Here is a 16,124-nt window from a genome sequence, read left to right as displayed (position 1 = left end):
GCGCCCGGACAAATGTCCTCCGGTCATTCCCGACAGTGATAAGACACTGACGGAGATCTGTTATAACAGAGCCCATGAAATTTACGGACCAGATCTGCCTCAGATCGTAGAAGCAAGACTGGAGAAGGAATTGAACTCCATTATCAAGAACGGATTTGCCGTAATGTACATCATTGCGCAGAAGCTGGTATGGAAGTCGGTGGAGGATGGATACCTGGTAGGCTCCCGTGGATCCGTAGGAAGCTCCTTTGTGGCGACTATGGCGGGAATCACGGAGGTTAACCCCTTGAGCCCCCATTATTATTGCAGCAAATGCCATTATGTGGACTTTGACAGTGATGAGGTTAAGGCCTATGCCGGTAAGGCGGGAATCGATATGCCGGACAAGGTATGTCCGGTGTGCGGAGAAAAGCTTCACAAGGACGGATTTGATATTCCTTTCGAGACGTTCCTGGGATTCAAGGGAGACAAGGAGCCGGATATCGACCTGAACTTTTCCGGTGAGTACCAGTCCAAGGCTCATAAATATACTGAGGTTATCTTCGGCGCGGGACAGACCTTCCGTGCCGGAACCATTGCAACCCTGGCAGATAAGACGGCCTTCGGTTACGTGAAGAATTATTTTGAAGAACGTGGCATTCACAAGCGGACCAGTGAGATTGACCGTATTGCTTCGGGATGTACCGGAGTACGACGCAGTACCGGTCAGCATCCCGGTGGTATCGTCGTACTGCCCTTAGGACAGGATATCAACTCCTTCACCCCGGTGCAGCATCCTGCCAACGATATGACCACGGATACCATAACCACACACTTTGATTATCATTCCATCGACCACAACCTGTTGAAACTGGATATTCTGGGACACGATGATCCTACCATGATCCGTATGCTTCAGGACCTGACAGGGAGAGATCCTCTGACGATTCCCTTAGACGGACAGGATGTCATGAGTCTGTTCCAGAATACGGATGCGCTGGGCATTACTCCGGAGCAGATCGGCGGAACAAAGCTGGGGGCATTGGGTATCCCGGAGTTTGGTACCGATTTCGCCATGCAGATGGTTATCGATGCCAAGCCCAAGGCATTTTCCGATCTGGTGCGTATTTCCGGCCTGTCCCACGGTACCAACGTATGGCTGGGAAATGCACAGGATCTGATCATGAGCGGCGTGGCAACGATTTCCACCGCCATCTGTACCCGTGACGATATCATGCTGTATCTGATCCAGATGGGTGTGGAATCGGAGAAGTCCTTCAAGATCATGGAGGCCGTGCGTAAAGGCATGGTGGCGAAGGGTAGATGCGCCATGTGGGAAGAGTGGAAAGAAGACATGCTGGCCCACAATGTACCCCAGTGGTATATTGAATCCTGTCAGAAGATCGAGTACATGTTCCCGAAGGCCCATGCGGCGGCATACGTTATGATGGCATGGCGTATTGCATATTGTAAGATCCATTATCCGTTAGCCTATTACGGAGCGTTTTTCAGTATTCGTGCCAAGGCATTTTCTTATGAAATTATGTGTCAGGGACAGAAGCACTTGGAGAGCGTTATGGTGGATTACAAAAAGCGACAGGATACGCTTTCCAATAAGGAGAAGGATGCCATGGGTGATATGCGTATCGTGCAGGAAATGTATGCACGAGGCTTTGAATTCGAACCAATTGATATCTTTAGAGCCCAGTCCAGATCCTTCCAGATCGTGGATGGCAAATTAATGCCTTCCTTAAACAGTATCGACGGACTGGGAGAGAAGGCGGCGGATGCCATCGTGGAAGCGGCAAAAGACGGCCCCTTCCTGTCTAAAGATGATTTCCGCCAGAGAACCAAAGTCTCCAAGACCATCATCGACCTGATGGATTCCCTGGGATTATTGGGAGACCTCCCGGAGTCCAATCAGATCAGTATATTTGACCTGGTGTAACAGCTCAGCCATGGGACAGCCGAAACGGGGGCGTGGGTGCTTGCACACAAAGCACCGTTTTGGCTAGCCCATGAGCGGAGCGCCCAATCCATGAAGCAAAAGATGAGCCGCGCAAGCGGCGTCGACTGCGCAGCAGCCGCTTTTGCGAATGGCCGTGGGCCGAGCTGTAGTCCGGCCAGCCGCTTTTATGAATTGGCCGTGGGCTGAGCTGTAGTCCGGCCAGCCGCTTTTGCGAATGGCCGTGGGCTGAGCTGGTCTAAAAATTTTTAAAAAAAGTGCTTGCATTTTTTCGACAACTCGATTATACTATGCAAGTACTGTTTTTGTGGCTGATTGGTCAAGCGGTTAAGACGTCGCCCTCTCACGGCGAAAACAGGGGTTCGATTCCCCTATCAGCTGCTTATTGAAAATTGTAGAAATTTTTCAAAAAATACTTGCAATTTTCAAAAGAATGTATTATACTAAACAAGGTTCGTAAGTAACCTATGGCTGATTGGTCAAGCGGTTAAGACGTCGCCCTCTCACGGCGAAAACAGGGGTTCGATTCCCCTATCAGCTGCTTATTCTTTAATAGAATAGCCCAACCCTGAAAAGTGTCGGAAAGCATAGAAAATTGCTTTTTGGCTCTTTTTTTATACTGTCTGGGGCTGGGCAAATGAAAAATCTTCTTGCCATTCCCATTTTTTTGTTGTATAGTGGTTCACGATTACTCAAAGCAGGGGAAAATACGGCAAAGAGGCGGGAACCGGATGCCGTAGGTCCGTAGACAGACGGATAGATGGGAGTGCATATGGCAAAATATTTAGTAATTGTAGAGTCACCGGCCAAGGTGAAGACAATCAAAAAGTTTTTGGGAGCAAATTATGAAGTTATGGCCAGCCAGGGGCATGTGAGGGACCTGCCCAAGAGTCAGCTGGGATTTGATCCGGAACATGATTATGAACCGAAATATATTACCATCCGCGGAAAGGGAGACCTTCTTGCTTCTTTGCGCAAAGAAGTAAAAAAGGCAGATAAGATTTATCTCGCAACCGACCCGGACCGTGAAGGAGAAGCTATTTCCTGGCATCTGTATTATGCCTTGAAACTGGAAAGCAAAAAAGTATATCGTATTACCTTCAATGAGATCACCAAGAATGCGGTAAAGGAATCTCTGAAAAACGCCAGAGAGATCGATATGAATCTGGTGGATGCCCAGCAGGCAAGGCGTATGCTGGACCGTATGGTGGGCTATCGGATCTCCCCACTTCTGTGGGCAAAGATCAAGAGAGGCTTAAGTGCCGGCCGTGTACAGTCTGTGGCACTCCGTATCATCTGTGACAGAGAGGACGAGATCAACGCATTTATTCCGGAAGAGTATTGGTCTCTGGATGTGAATCTGAAAGTAAAAGGCGAGAAGAAGCCTATTTGTGCAAAATATTACGGTACCACCGAAAAAAAACAGGGAATTACCAGCAAGGAACAGGCAGACAGCATTATGGATTCCCTGAATGGCGCAAAATTCGAAGTAAAAGAAGTGCGTCACGGCGAACGTGTGAAAAAAGCGCCGCTTCCCTTTACGACTTCCACATTGCAGCAGGAAGCCAGCAAGGTATTAAATTTCTCTACCCAGAAGACTATGCGTCTGGCACAGCAGTTATATGAAGGTGTGGATATCAAGGGAGAGGGCACTGTTGGTCTGATCACCTACCTGCGTACCGATTCTACCCGTGTATCCGAAGAGGCGGAGACACAGGCAGCGGAATTTATTGATGTTCATTACGGTGAAAAATACAAGACCGCTGCAGCAACGGAGAAGAAGAACAGCCAGAAGATTCAGGATGCCCACGAAGCTATCCGTCCCACGGATCTGAACCGGATGCCTATTGCTATCAAGGAGCAGCTTCCCAGGGATCTGTTCCGTCTGTATCAGCTGATTTGGAAACGATTTGTGGCAAGCCGCATGAGTGCTGCACAGTATGATACCACTTCTGTGAAGATTCAGGCAAAGGACCAGATTTTTGCTCTGGCAGCTTCCAGAATGCGTTTCGATGGATTCATGAGTGTCTACACCCAGGAAGATGATAAGGAAGAAGAAAATGTGCTCGGCGGTAATCTGGACGAGAACAGCGTGCTGGAATTCCAGAGCTTTGATCCGAAACAGCATTTTACCCAGCCCCCTGCACATTACACCGAAGCCAGTCTGGTGCGTGCCATGGAAGAACTGGGCATCGGACGTCCCAGTACCTATGCGCCTACCATTACCACCATCCTTGCCAGGAGATATATTGCCAAGGAGAACCGCAATCTCTACGTTACGGAACTGGGGGAAGTGGTCAACAATATGATGAAGGAAGCATTCCCCTCCATCGTGGATGTGAATTTCACGGCCAACATGGAAGCTCTGTTGGATGGTGTGGAAGAAGGCACGGTAAAATGGAAGACCATCGTGTCCAATTTCTATCCTGATCTGGATGAAGCAGTAAAAAAAGCGGAGAAGGACCTGGCAGAGGTGACCATTGCGGACGAGGAATCCGATGAGGTCTGTGAACTGTGCGGCAGACGAATGGTGATCAAATACGGACCCCACGGCAGATTCCTGGCATGTCCTGGATTCCCGGAATGCCGTAATACCAAGCCTTATTTTGAAAAGATCGGTGTAGCCTGCCCCAAGTGTGGCAAGGATATTGTCATGAAAAAGACCAAAAAAGGCAGAAAATATTATGGCTGTATCGATAATCCGGAGTGTGATTTCATGGTATGGCAGAAGCCTTCGGGAGAGAAGTGTCCCCGCTGTGGCAAGTTGCTGCTGGAAAAAGGCAACAAACTGGTCTGCATGGACGAACAGTGCGGCTATGTGAAAAATAAACCGACGGAAGAGAAGTAGTTTTATATACTGTCAGAATTTTCTCATAAATTAACGCTATTTTCATTGTAATCTGAAATTACATGTGCTACAATGTGCATAACATCTGGTAGTTTCTTAGTATGTGTAGACGGAGGGAAATAGATGAGTAGCGTACAACTGTTGGACAAAACACGTAAAATCGGGAAATTATTACACAACAATAACTCCAGCAAAGTGGTATTCAGCGATATCTGTAAGGTGATGCGGGAAATTCTGAATTCCAATGTACTGGTGATCAGCCGGAAAGGAAAGGTCCTCGGCGTAGGAAAATCCGATGGAATTGAGCCGATCACAGAACTGCTGGATGACAATATCGGTGGATTTATTGATCCGATGTTAAACGAGAGACTGCTGGGCGTATTATCCACGAAAGAGAACGTCAACCTGGAGACTCTTGGCTTTGAAAATACCGATACGAGAAAATTTCAGGCGATCATCACTCCGATCGAGATTGCCGGAGAGCGTTTGGGAACCCTCTTCATTTACAAATGCAATGAACAGTATGATATTGATGATATTATCCTTTGCGAATATGGTACCACAGTGGTGGGACTGGAAATGTTGCGGGCTGTGAATGAAGAGAGTGCGGAGGAGAGCCGTAAGGTGGCTGTCGTAAAATCTGCAGTCAGCACTCTTTCTTTCTCAGAGATGGAAGCCATCACCCATATTTTCGACGAACTGAACGGCATGGAGGGAATCCTGGTGGCCAGCAAGATCGCCGACAGAGTCGGTATCACCAGATCTGTGATCGTCAATGCCCTGCGGAAGTTCGAAAGTGCCGGTGTGATTGAATCCCGTTCCTCCGGTATGAAAGGAACCTATATTAAAGTTTTGAATGATGCCGTATTCGATGAAATCGAGGAACTGAAGCGTCAGAACGGCAGAAATTAAATGAAAAATGTAAGAATTTGCAAGAATAAGAAAAATTTAGGAAGAAGAGACTATTGCGAAAAATAGTCTTTTTTCTTTATATTTATTCTGTGTGAGTTTATTTTACTATTGTGTTTTTGTCGAAATACTTTATAATAAAATAAAATGGGTATATGGTAGAAAGCGGTTTTTGGGTGCTCTTGTCAGAAGACCGCGGAATGTGAGGTAATATGATACAGACAAACGCATTTGATTATATCAATGTTCTGGACCGGGCAGCGGACGCAGCCTGGCAGCGGAACGAAGCCATTTCCAATAATATCGCCAATGTGGATACTCCGGGCTACAAGAGGCAGGATGTGGCTTTCGAATCGGTATTGCAGCAGGCTCTTGGCAATAACAGATATGAGTCCATGGATGATAAGGTGGCCAATGTGGATCTGAGCCGACTGCGGGGCAGGGCTTACTTGGACTATGCCAATTATTCCTATCGCCTGGATGGCAATAACGTGGATATTGAAAATGAAAATGTAATGCTGGCGGAGAACCAGCTGAAATACCAGGGACTGATCAGCAGCATTAATCAGGAATTTACTAATTTAAAGACAGTGATGAAGTGAGGAATTAGCGTATGAGTATGTTTTCAGCATTTGATGTTACGGCATCGGGACTTACTGCCCAGAGACTTCGTATGGACGTGATCTCCGAAAACGTTGCCAATGCCAATACTACAAGAACCGAGGATGGCACCCCCTATCGCCGCAAGATCGTTACTTTCCAGCAGAAGGGGCAGCAGCAGACTTTCAGTCAGGTGCTGCACAATGTGAGTAGCAGTTATACCGGCAGCGGCGTGAAGGTAAGCCAGATCTTTGAAGATACTACTACGGAGATGAATATGGTATACGATCCTTCCCATCCCGATGCGGATGAGAACGGCTATGTGACATATCCGAATGTAAATATTGTTCAGGAAATGACGGATCTGATCGATGCCAGCAGATCCTATGAAGCCAATTCCACGGCATTTGGCGCCAGCAAGTCCATGGCATTAAAAGGACTGGAGATCGGTCAGTAAGCTGACGGGTCTTTATTACCGGGCTCCGGATAGCGGCGCCGGAATATATGTGAGGAAGGACATGGTTTATTAAAATGGATATTTCAGCAATTACAGCTTTGAACAGTGTAAACGGTACTGCCACAGTATCTCCCACTTCTCTGACCGGAATGCTGGCGGAGAAGGAGAAAAAGGCAGAAGGCACTATGTTCGAAACTTTTCTGAATACAGCAATCGACAATGTGAAGATCACCAACAGTTATCTCTCGGATGCCGAGAATGAGAAGATACGATTTGCATTGGGTGAGACCGACAACACCCACGACCTTACTATTGCTATGGATAAGGCTTCGACTGCATTGCAGTATACCGTAGCCATCCGCGATAAGGTGATGGAAGCATACAAGGAACTGATGCAGATCCAGATCTAAAGAAGTATTTTTATTCTTGACGTAAGAGGAGAGAGCTGCAATGGCAGACAAATTAAAAGAAATACCTGCAAAAATACTGGAATGGTGGAACAAATTCACCACCAGGCAGAAGAGCATCATCGTTGGAGCGGCGGCGGTTGTGATATTTGCATTTGCAATCATCATGTACGTTATGAGTAAGCCCCAGTATGTACGGCTGATCACCTGTGAGACAACATCACAGGCTTCGGAGATCATAGATACTCTGGACAGTGCGGGAATTGCACATAAAGAATCCAATGACGGACTGAAGATCGATGTAGAGAGCAGCCAACAGAGTGCGGCAAACTTGGCACTGGGTTCCGCAGGATATGTACCGGATGCGTTAGATTTGAATGATTATCTGGGCGGTAGTATGTCTACGACCGCCACTGACAAAGAGAGACTTTACAATTCCTATCTGGAAAAATACATAACACAGACGATAGAAGCACAGAGCGCAGTAAAATCCGCCAAGGTACATCTGAGTTTCCCGAAAGATAACGGAACTCTGGCAGCACAGAAGGAAGAGGCGTCTGCCTTCATCCAACTGGAACTGGACGGCACCTTTACCTCCGCCAATGCTGCGGCACTGGCAAAATGTGTGGCTACCTGGCTGCGCAACGATACTACGGCGAATATCACTATTATGGATACAGATTCCAACCTGCTGTTTGCAGGTGGAGATGATTATTCTACCGCAGGAATCGCTAATTCTATGCAGGAGCTGCAGAATCAGGCGGAATCCATGATCGCCAATCAGGTCAAGAAGGTACTGCTGGGAACAAAACAGTATAATGATGCGGCCGTTACCAGCCACCTGAGCATGGATTTCTCTGATTATAAGGAGACCGTAAAAGAGTATTATGCAAACTCCGGCAGAGATGAAGGTATGCTTTCCCATGAGGAGACTTATGAGAGCGAGAATACCAATGACGGCGGCGGTGTACCGGGGACAACTTCCAACGGGGAGAGCGGAAATACTACCTATGTATCTCCGGACAGCAGCAACAGTTCTTCCTCTACTTCCGAAACCAGCCGGGATTATCTGCCGAATGAGTCTATTAAGGATACTGTGACACCGGCAGGAGGAATCAACTACACTAATTCCTCCATATCTATTGCAGCAATTACTTATAAAGAAATTCATTATGAGGATGTAAAACGACAGGGGCTTCTGGATGGCACTACCTGGGATGAATACAAATCCCAGAACAGCGCAGATACCAAGATGACAGTTGATCAGGATATGTACAGCCTGGTAGCCAATGCCACCGGTATCAATGAGAGTAATATTACGATTATTGCTTACGAAAGTCCTATTTTTTACGATAAGGAAAGCAGCCCGGTTACGGCACAGAATGTGTTGAGCGTGCTTATGCTGCTGTTGATCCTGGGACTGTTGGCATTTGTGATATTGCACAGCATGCGTACCAGACAGGCGGTACAGCAGGAGGAAGAGGTATCTGTGGAGAATATGCTGCAGTCTACCCCTGAAGCAGAGCTGGAAGATATTGATGTGGAATCTAAGTCTGAGACACGTAAGATGATTGAAAAATTCGTAGATGAGAATCCGGAATCCGCAGCGGCATTGTTGCGTAACTGGCTGAACGAGGACTGGAACTAAGAAACGGAGTAACTATGGCAAGGACAAAAGCAGAAGGTGGAATATCGGGACTGCAGAAAGCTGCAATCCTCCTGATCTCTCTGGGACCGGAGAGATCCGCCGGAATTTTTAAACACTTAAAAGAAGAAGAAATCGAAGAACTGACCCTGGAAATCGCCAATACCAGAAGTGTGACTCCTCAGGTCAAAGAAGAAGTGATCAACGAATTTTACGAAGTGTGTCTGGCACAGCAGTATATTGCCGAGGGTGGTATCAACTACGCAAAGGAACTGCTGGAAAAGGCACTGGGTTCCGACAAGGCTATGGATGTCATCGGCAAGCTGACTGCATCTTTACAGGTAAAGCCCTTCGAGTTTGTGCGTAAGACGGATGCCAGCCAGCTGATCAACTTCATTCAGGACGAGCATCCGCAGACCATTGCTCTGATTCTGTCTTATCTGTCACCCAGCCAGGCGGCGTTGATCATTTCCGCATTGCCACCCGACAGCCAGGCAGAGGTAGCCAGACGTATTGCAGTCATGGATCGTACCAGTCCGGATGTCATCAAGGAAGTGGAAAAAGTACTGGAGTCCAAGCTGGCAAGTCTGGTGAATCAGGACTACACCATTATCGGTGGTGTGGATGCAGTGGTGGATATCCTGAATACTGTAGACCGTGGTACCGAGAAACATATCATGGAGACTCTGGAGATCGAAGAGCCCGAACTGGCAGACGAGATCCGAAAAAAGATGTTCGTTTTCGAGGACATATTGCTCCTGGACGACAAGGCAATTCAGCGTGTGCTGCGTGACGTGGACAACAACGATCTGGCAGTGGCACTGAAGGGTGCCAACGAGCAGGTACAGAATGCTATCTTCAACAACCTGTCCAAACGTCTGGTTGTTATGATCAAGGAAGATATGGAATTCATGGGTCCTGTTCGTATGAAGGATGTAGAAGAAGCACAGCAGAAGATCGTCAATATTATCCGTAAGCTGGAGGATTCCGGAGAGATCATCATTTCCAGAGGTGGAGGTGACGAGATCGTTGTCTAGTAATCTTTTAAAACGGGGATTTACACAGCTTGTGGAAGAAGATGCCCGGGTGATCAATACCAACGATCTGGTAGCGAAAAGGATCCGGGAACTGGCTGCCAAAATGCAGCAGGACGAAGGAACCGGATTTATCTCCGGACTGGCGGCAGATAAAGTAGAGGCACTGGTGACGGACACCGGGGATGGCGAAGAAAATCCGCAGACTTCCGGCAATGTGATCAAGGCCGGAGAAGACCTGCAGAAATTAAAAGAGGAAGCCGAAGCAGAGGCTCAGAAGATCATAGAGGATGCCAAAGCAAAGGCTGAGAGCATTCTGGCGGATGCCAGAGCACAGGCAGAAGCACAGAAAGCAGACGCACTGGAGCAGGCCAGAAGGCAGGGACAGCAGGAAGCGAAAGCGGAGGCTGAACGCGCAGAGGCCCAGAGAGCAGCGGAATATCAGAAAAAAGCTGCCGGACTGGATGCGGAATATCAGAAGAGAATGGATGAACTGGAGCCCCAGTTCGTAGATACCATTACGGGTATTTACGAGCATATTTTTGATGTGGATCTGCATTCTTACAGAGAAGTGCTCTGCTATCTGATTTCTGCTACCATGAGAAAAACAGAGGACAACCGGAGCTTTCTCGTACATGTTTCCAAAGAAGATTATCCCTATGTCAGCATGCAGAAAAAGCAGATCATGGCAGGGGCAACTGCACCGAACAGTACGGTGGAGATCGTTGAGGACATGACCCTGGGCAAAGGTGAGTGCATGATCGAGACCGAAAGCGGCATTTTTGATTGTGGACTGGGGACTCAACTGTCGGAACTGCGTCAGAAACTAAAATTATTATCCTACGAAGGCTGATAAATGGTCATTAAGAACATTGATTTTGAAAAATATAATAAAATGGCAGAAAAGAGTTTTTACCGTAAGCTGGGGAAAGTGGTCAATGTGGTAGGTCTGACCATAGAGTCCGCCGGACCGGATTCCAAACTGGGGGATCTGTGCCGGATCCTTCCGGATGCGGAAGGGGCAAGGCCCATCATGGCAGAAGTGGTAGGCTTCCGTGACAAGAAGACACTGCTTATGCCCTATGATTCCGTAGATGGTATCGGATTGGGATGTGTGGTGGAAAATACCGGAGATCCCCTGAAGGTCACGGTAAACGACAAACTGCTGGGCAAGACGGTGAACGGACTGGGCGTGCCTATTGACGGCGAAATGATCAATGGAGCCGCCTATCCGGTAGAGGCAGCACCTCCCGATCCTATGTCCAGAACTATTATCGATCAGGTACTGCCGTTGGGAGTCAAGGCGGTAGACGGCATGATCACGGTAGGAAAAGGTCAGAGAATTGGTATCTTTGCCGGCTCTGGTGTGGGCAAATCCACCCTGATGGGTATGTTCGCCCGCAATACCAAAGCGGATATCAATGTCATAGCACTGATCGGCGAGCGAGGCAGAGAGGTACGGGAATTTATTGAGAGAGATCTGGGTGAAGAAGGTATGCGCAGATCTGTTGTGGTTGTGGCAACCTCCGACCGGCCGGCTCTGGAGCGTAACAAGGCGGCCAAGACAGCTACCGCTATCGCGGAATATTTCAGAGATCAGGGCAAGGATGTCCTGCTGATGATGGACTCCCTGACCCGTTTTTCCATGGCCCAGCGGGAGATTGGACTGGCCAGCGGAGAACCGCCGGTGACCAGAGGATATCCTCCCAGTGTGTACTCGGAGATGCCGAAGCTGTTAGAGAGAGCCGGAAGAGCCGCAGTAGGCTCTATTACCGGATTGTATACAGTTCTGGTAGACGGCGATGATTTTAACGAGCCCATTACAGATACCGCCCGAAGCATTCTGGACGGTCATATTATGTTGGACAGAAAGCTGGGACATAAGAACCATTACCCGGCTATCGATATTTTGCAGAGCATTTCCCGATGCATGAGCCAGATCGCCACCAGGGAACACAAACAGGCAGCCAACAAGCTGAAAAATGTACTGGCAACCTATAATGAGGCGGAGGATCTGATCAATATCGGTGCATACAAAAAGGGCAGCAACCCGAATATTGATTATGCAATCTCCAGAATCGATGCTGTGAACGGCTTCCTATGCCAGGGTACGGATGAAAAATTTACCTTTGAAGAGACCGTACAGATGCTGGAAGAGCTGTTCGCAGATCAGGGGTGAGATAAATGGCGAGATTCAGATATTCTCTGCAAAACATCCTGAATATCAAAGAAAAAATGGAAACACAGGCGAAACAGGAATTCGGAACGGCGCAGGCGGCTCTGAATGTGGAAACAGAACATCTGGAGCGCTTGAAAGAACGCAGAAGAGAGTATGAAGAGCAATCTGCGGGGCTGTTAAAAGGAAAGCTGGATCTGCGGGCCATTGAAGAGAACAAGGAAGCACTTTTGAAAATGGACAGCATTGTGGCAACGCAGGCAATCCGGGTGGAAAAAGCAAAGGAAAATGTGGAAGCTGCCAGAGAACGGATGGCAGAGGCCATGAAGGAAAGAAAGATGCATGAGACACTGCGGGAGAAGGCATTTGAGGCTTTTCTGCAGGAAGAAAACCATGCGGAAAGTAAAGCAATTGATGAACTGACCAGTTACACCTACGGACAGAAGAACCGCTAGAACGGGGATGCGGGGCGAAAAGCCGGCAGGTGATGGAAAGGCATGAGGTTTAGTATGGCAAGAGAAAAAACTCCGGAAGAAAACGCAGCGGATAACGAGAGAAAACAGCTGGTGGAAGAGAAAAAAAATTTAAAGAAAGAACAGCAGGCCCAGCGAAAAGAAGCAAAGCGCCGGGCAAGGGAAATTGCCAAACAGGAAGATGAACTGGAGGACGGGAATGAGGGGAACAGCCTTTTGACCTTCGGGGCCACGATCCTGATCGTGGCATTGTGGCTTGCTGTGATCTGTGTAATCATCAAGCTGGATATCGGCGGCTTTGGAAGCTCGGTAGTAACACCGATCTTAAAGGATGTTCCGGTACTTAACCGGATTCTTCCCGGCAACTCTGTGACTGAGACAACGAATTCCGGTGCTTACGGCGGCTATACCAGCTTACAGGATGCGGTGGATCAGATCAAGAGTCTGGAACTACAGCTGGAGCAGATACAGAATGCATCTTCCGCCAAGGACGAAGAACTGGATCAGCTGAAAGCCGAAGTTCTCAGGCTGAAGGAATTCGAAAATCAGCAGGTGGAATTCCAACGGATTCAGAAGGAATTCTATGACGAGGTCGTTTATTCCGATAAGGGACCCGGAGCGGAAGAATATAAGAAATATTATGAGTCCATGGATCCGGCCACTGCGGAATATATTTACAAACAGGTAGTGACTCAGCTGCAGGAGAGTCAGGAAGTGCAGGATTATGCGGCCGCTTATTCAGCCATGAAGCCGAAGCAGGCAGCGGCAATTTTTGAACAGATGACGAACAATCTGGATCTGGCAGCCAGAATTCTGAAGGTCATGAGTGCGGATGACAGAGGTGCCATCCTGGGAGCTATGAATTCAGAAGTAGCGGCAAAGATTACTAAAATTATGGATCCGGAATCTTAAGAAAAAGCAGAAAAGATCCGATACATGATTTGTAGTATAATTACAGGTCATAGACCGTCATAAGGTGGTAAAAGGGGCCTGGGAAAGGAGGAGTTATGGCAGGAACGACAATTAAAGGTGTCGGTAACAGCGGCAATGTGCAGATACCGGATATGGTCACAGCAGCGAAGCAGAATGCGGGAACCAGCTTCCAGGCGGTATGGAATAAGACCCAGAGCAATGCCCAGACAACTAATGCAGCCGACGGGGACCGCACCCAGGCGGGACGGAACGATGTCAGACGTGGTGAATCTTTGAGAGCCGGCGGCAGACAACGCGACAATGTAGCGGATGTCTCTGATGGAAACAAGACGATGGAAGATGACAGCCTGGATGCAAAGGATCTGGAGAAAGTTCAGGAAGTTGTGGGAACGGTGGTACAGAACCTGATCCAACAGATCACGGATACATTTTCCGTCAGTGAAGAAGAACTGCAGGCCACCATGGAAGATCTGGGAATGACAGAAGTGGATCTGACAGATCCCGGGAAACTGAATGAATTGCTGATGGCAGTCAGCGGAGCACAGGATTCGTTCGCATTACTGACGGATGAGAATCTGTACAATGATGTAAAAGGAATTATGGATCTGCAGAAGGAACTGACAGGGCAGGCGCAGGAAGAGTTACAGCTATCTCCTGAAAAATGGCAGGAAGCGGTAACACAGATCACACAGGAAACTGTGGCGGAACCGGTGATCACCGTGGAAACAGATAAAACAGAGAATGTGGCCGTTACTACGGAAGAATCTACTGTGGATACCACAGAAGCAACCGTGACACAGGTACCTGACAGCGGGGAAAAAGTTCCCGTACAGAACGCACAGGAGAACAAGACCGAAGATTCCGGCAGCAGACAGGAACACAACGACGGTGGACAGCATGGCAATCTGTTATTACAGAATCTGAAGGAAGACAATTTCCTGGCACAGTTACAGCAGACGGCACAGACAGAAGAAGCAAGAACCGCAGATACGCAGGACATTATGCGTCAGATCATGGATTATATGAAAGTATCCGTCAAGGCGGACAGCTCTGAACTGGAAATGCAGCTTCATCCCCAGAGCCTGGGAACTCTGCATATACAGATGGCATCCAGAAACGGTGTGGTTACGGCCAATTTCATTGCACAGAATGAAACAGTCAAGGCAGCACTGGAAAGTCAGATGGTACAGCTGAAGGAAAACTTTGCAGAGCAGGGTGTCAAGGTAGAAGCTATTGAAGTTACCGTTCAGACCCACCAGTTCGAACAGAATCTGGAGCAGGGAAGAGGCAATAACAGTAATACGGCAAATGAAACGGGTGCAGGTAGAAAGCGTACCCGCAGGATCAATCTGAACGCAGCATTTGCAGAAGAAGAGCCTCAGACCGAAGAAGACCGGATCGCAGCAGATATGATGTCGGCGAACGGCAATACGGTGGATTTTACCGCATAATAAATAACGAAAGGAGAAAAAGGAAATGGCATTGGTTGCACCCGTGGAAAACGGTAAGATCGTAGAGACCGCATCCCAGACTTCCGTGAGTAAAGCTGCAAAGTCCAGCAGCGGAATGGACAAGGAAGCATTTTTACAGCTTCTGGTAGCACAGATGAAATATCAGGATCCTCTGGAGCCTACGTCCAATACGGAATACATAGCACAGTATGCACAGTTCTCACAGGTAGAGCAGATGCAGAATATGTCCAACAGTATGGATCTGCAGAGAGCAAGTTCTCTGGTAGGCAAGGAGGTCTATATCAAGACCACCACATCCTCCGGCGATACCAAACTGGTGCAGGGAAAAGTGGATTATGTGTCCTACGAGAACAACAAAGCTTACCTTTATATCAACGAAAAGAAGTACTCCATTGATGATCTGGATTCCGTAGTGGATACGGATTATCTGAATGCGTACAACAAGGCTTACAACTTTACCGTAAAGCTGAACAAGCTTCCTAATGTAAACGGCATTGATTCCAGTGATGGCAAGACCATTGATGATCTGGAGAAGGAATACAACGATATGACTGATTACGAGAAATCCTTCCTGGCAAAAGATACCGTGAACAGCTTGAATAAGTACATTGAACGTCTCAAGGAGATCCGCAAAGCTGCCGAAGAAGCAGAAGAAAAGAAGGATACCGAGAGCAAGGATGAGTCAGAAGAAACTGACAGCACAGAGAGCGTATAATGCAGTAAGCAGCTGACGCAGAGGGGCAGATGGATATGGATATTCAGAACAACAGTTTTCTGTCCATTGACCAGTTGGCAAATCAGTACTTAAACAGCAGCCGCAAGACCGTAAAAGCAGCACAGGAAAATCTGGTATCTTTCCAGGAGATCCTACAGAACAAAAGCCAGGAACAGAATGTTTCCGGAACGCAGGATCTGAAATTCTCCAAGCATGCCGCCGTACGGCTGGAAAACAGAGGCATTGAGCTGACAGACGCACAGCTGGAACGCTTGAATGACGGAGCAAGAAAAGCGGGACAGAAGGGAATCAGGGATTCTCTGGTGATCGTGGATGACTTGGCCTTTATTGTGAATGTACCCAATAAGACCGTGGTGACTGCCATGAACAGCAGAGAAACCGAAGAAAACGTATTTACAAATATTAACGGAGCCGTTATTATGTAGACCGGACCAGGGATGGAGGTCATGCTCCCTTGAATGACAGAGAGGGAGCACGGTTCCAATACAG

Annotated in this window: 15 protein-coding genes and 2 tRNA genes; all 17 read left to right on the top strand. The window is 48.0% G+C overall.

Translation table 11 applies throughout. From position 1 onward, the window contains the following. Positions 1–1,927, top strand: a 1,927-nt coding sequence (locus OCV96_RS01895; RefSeq protein WP_262593355.1) for a PolC-type DNA polymerase III, incomplete at its 5' end; no start/stop codon positions are given. Between the two features lie 327 nt (positions 1,928–2,254). After that, a tRNA-Glu gene (locus OCV96_RS01890) sits at positions 2,255–2,326 on the top strand. Positions 2,327–2,414: 88 nt separating this feature from the next. After that, positions 2,415–2,486, top strand: a tRNA-Glu gene (locus OCV96_RS01885). A 231-nt stretch (positions 2,487–2,717) separates the two neighbouring features. Further along, positions 2,718–4,793: a type I DNA topoisomerase gene (gene topA / locus OCV96_RS01880; RefSeq protein WP_118537360.1), complete on the top strand. Its 2,076-nt coding sequence runs from the start codon at positions 2,718–2,720 to the stop codon at positions 4,791–4,793. A gap of 123 nt (positions 4,794–4,916) precedes the next feature. Continuing rightward, positions 4,917–5,705 carry a GTP-sensing pleiotropic transcriptional regulator CodY gene (gene codY, locus OCV96_RS01875; protein WP_022311840.1) on the top strand — a complete coding sequence of 263 codons (789 nt, stop codon included), beginning with the start codon at positions 4,917–4,919 and terminating at the stop codon, positions 5,703–5,705. Between the two features lie 209 nt (positions 5,706–5,914). Then, positions 5,915–6,304 (top strand): flagellar basal body rod protein FlgB, encoded by a 390-nt coding sequence (flgB, locus tag OCV96_RS01870; protein WP_118502512.1) that lies wholly within the window; start codon positions 5,915–5,917, stop codon positions 6,302–6,304. Between the two features lie 11 nt (positions 6,305–6,315). After that, positions 6,316–6,759: a flagellar basal body rod protein FlgC gene (flgC, locus tag OCV96_RS01865; RefSeq protein WP_022311838.1), complete on the top strand. Its 444-nt coding sequence runs from the start codon at positions 6,316–6,318 to the stop codon at positions 6,757–6,759. A gap of 74 nt (positions 6,760–6,833) precedes the next feature. Beyond that, positions 6,834–7,169, top strand: coding sequence for a flagellar hook-basal body complex protein FliE (gene fliE, locus OCV96_RS01860; protein WP_117464782.1), 336 nt, complete (start codon positions 6,834–6,836; stop codon positions 7,167–7,169). Between the two features lie 40 nt (positions 7,170–7,209). Then, positions 7,210–8,814: a flagellar M-ring protein FliF C-terminal domain-containing protein gene (locus OCV96_RS01855; RefSeq protein WP_022311836.1), complete on the top strand. Its 1,605-nt coding sequence runs from the start codon at positions 7,210–7,212 to the stop codon at positions 8,812–8,814. 14 nt (positions 8,815–8,828) lie between these two features. Continuing rightward, on the top strand, positions 8,829–9,848 hold the full coding sequence (gene fliG, locus OCV96_RS01850; RefSeq protein WP_022311835.1) for a flagellar motor switch protein FliG: 1,020 nt from the start codon (positions 8,829–8,831) through the stop codon (positions 9,846–9,848). Then, positions 9,841–10,698, top strand: coding sequence for a FliH/SctL family protein (locus OCV96_RS01845; RefSeq protein WP_118537288.1), 858 nt, complete (start codon positions 9,841–9,843; stop codon positions 10,696–10,698). The genes fliG and OCV96_RS01845 overlap by 8 nt, the downstream gene beginning before the upstream one ends. Before the next feature lie 3 nt (positions 10,699–10,701). Further along, a complete protein-coding gene (gene fliI, locus OCV96_RS01840) occupies positions 10,702–12,024 on the top strand; it encodes a flagellar protein export ATPase FliI (RefSeq protein ID WP_022311833.1) in 1,323 nt (440 codons plus the stop codon). A 5-nt stretch (positions 12,025–12,029) separates the two neighbouring features. Beyond that, positions 12,030–12,476, top strand: coding sequence for a flagellar export protein FliJ (gene fliJ, locus OCV96_RS01835; RefSeq protein ID WP_117464786.1), 447 nt, complete (start codon positions 12,030–12,032; stop codon positions 12,474–12,476). Positions 12,477–12,530: 54 nt separating this feature from the next. After that, a complete protein-coding gene (locus OCV96_RS01830) occupies positions 12,531–13,406 on the top strand; it encodes a MotE family protein (protein WP_022311831.1) in 876 nt (291 codons plus the stop codon). Between the two features lie 95 nt (positions 13,407–13,501). Further along, a complete protein-coding gene (locus tag OCV96_RS01825) occupies positions 13,502–14,878 on the top strand; it encodes a flagellar hook-length control protein FliK (protein WP_022311830.1) in 1,377 nt (458 codons plus the stop codon). A gap of 25 nt (positions 14,879–14,903) precedes the next feature. After that, positions 14,904–15,614, top strand: coding sequence for a flagellar hook assembly protein FlgD (locus tag OCV96_RS01820; protein WP_022311829.1), 711 nt, complete (start codon positions 14,904–14,906; stop codon positions 15,612–15,614). A gap of 35 nt (positions 15,615–15,649) precedes the next feature. Next, entirely contained in the window at positions 15,650–16,060 is a 411-nt protein-coding gene (locus OCV96_RS01815) for a TIGR02530 family flagellar biosynthesis protein (protein ID WP_118537359.1), read from the top strand. The last annotated feature ends 64 nt before the right edge of the window (positions 16,061–16,124 follow it).

Origin of the sequence: Waltera acetigignens, from assembly GCF_025567015.1 — a bacterium.
Classification (GTDB): domain Bacteria; phylum Bacillota; class Clostridia; order Lachnospirales; family Lachnospiraceae; genus Acetatifactor; species Acetatifactor acetigignens.
This window is presented reverse-complemented; position numbering and strand designations above follow the sequence as displayed.

Excerpts from the sequence above, each read along its gene's own strand:
- OCV96_RS01830 (WP_022311831.1), top strand. The coding sequence starts at position 12,531 with ATGGCAAGAGAAAAAACTCCGGAAGAAAACGCAGCGGATAACGAGAGA.
- fliJ (WP_117464786.1), top strand. The coding sequence starts at position 12,030 with ATGGCGAGATTCAGATATTCTCTGCAAAACATCCTGAATATCAAAGAA.
- topA (WP_118537360.1), top strand. The coding sequence starts at position 2,718 with ATGGCAAAATATTTAGTAATTGTAGAGTCACCGGCCAAGGTGAAGACA.
- OCV96_RS01855 (WP_022311836.1), top strand. The coding sequence starts at position 7,210 with ATGGCAGACAAATTAAAAGAAATACCTGCAAAAATACTGGAATGGTGG.
- flgC (WP_022311838.1), top strand. The coding sequence starts at position 6,316 with ATGAGTATGTTTTCAGCATTTGATGTTACGGCATCGGGACTTACTGCC.
- fliE (WP_117464782.1), top strand. The coding sequence starts at position 6,834 with ATGGATATTTCAGCAATTACAGCTTTGAACAGTGTAAACGGTACTGCC.
- OCV96_RS01815 (WP_118537359.1), top strand. The coding sequence starts at position 15,650 with ATGGATATTCAGAACAACAGTTTTCTGTCCATTGACCAGTTGGCAAAT.
- flgB (WP_118502512.1), top strand. The coding sequence starts at position 5,915 with ATGATACAGACAAACGCATTTGATTATATCAATGTTCTGGACCGGGCA.
- OCV96_RS01820 (WP_022311829.1), top strand. The coding sequence starts at position 14,904 with ATGGCATTGGTTGCACCCGTGGAAAACGGTAAGATCGTAGAGACCGCA.
- OCV96_RS01825 (WP_022311830.1), top strand. The coding sequence starts at position 13,502 with ATGGCAGGAACGACAATTAAAGGTGTCGGTAACAGCGGCAATGTGCAG.
- fliI (WP_022311833.1), top strand. The coding sequence starts at position 10,702 with ATGGTCATTAAGAACATTGATTTTGAAAAATATAATAAAATGGCAGAA.
- codY (WP_022311840.1), top strand. The coding sequence starts at position 4,917 with ATGAGTAGCGTACAACTGTTGGACAAAACACGTAAAATCGGGAAATTA.
- fliG (WP_022311835.1), top strand. The coding sequence starts at position 8,829 with ATGGCAAGGACAAAAGCAGAAGGTGGAATATCGGGACTGCAGAAAGCT.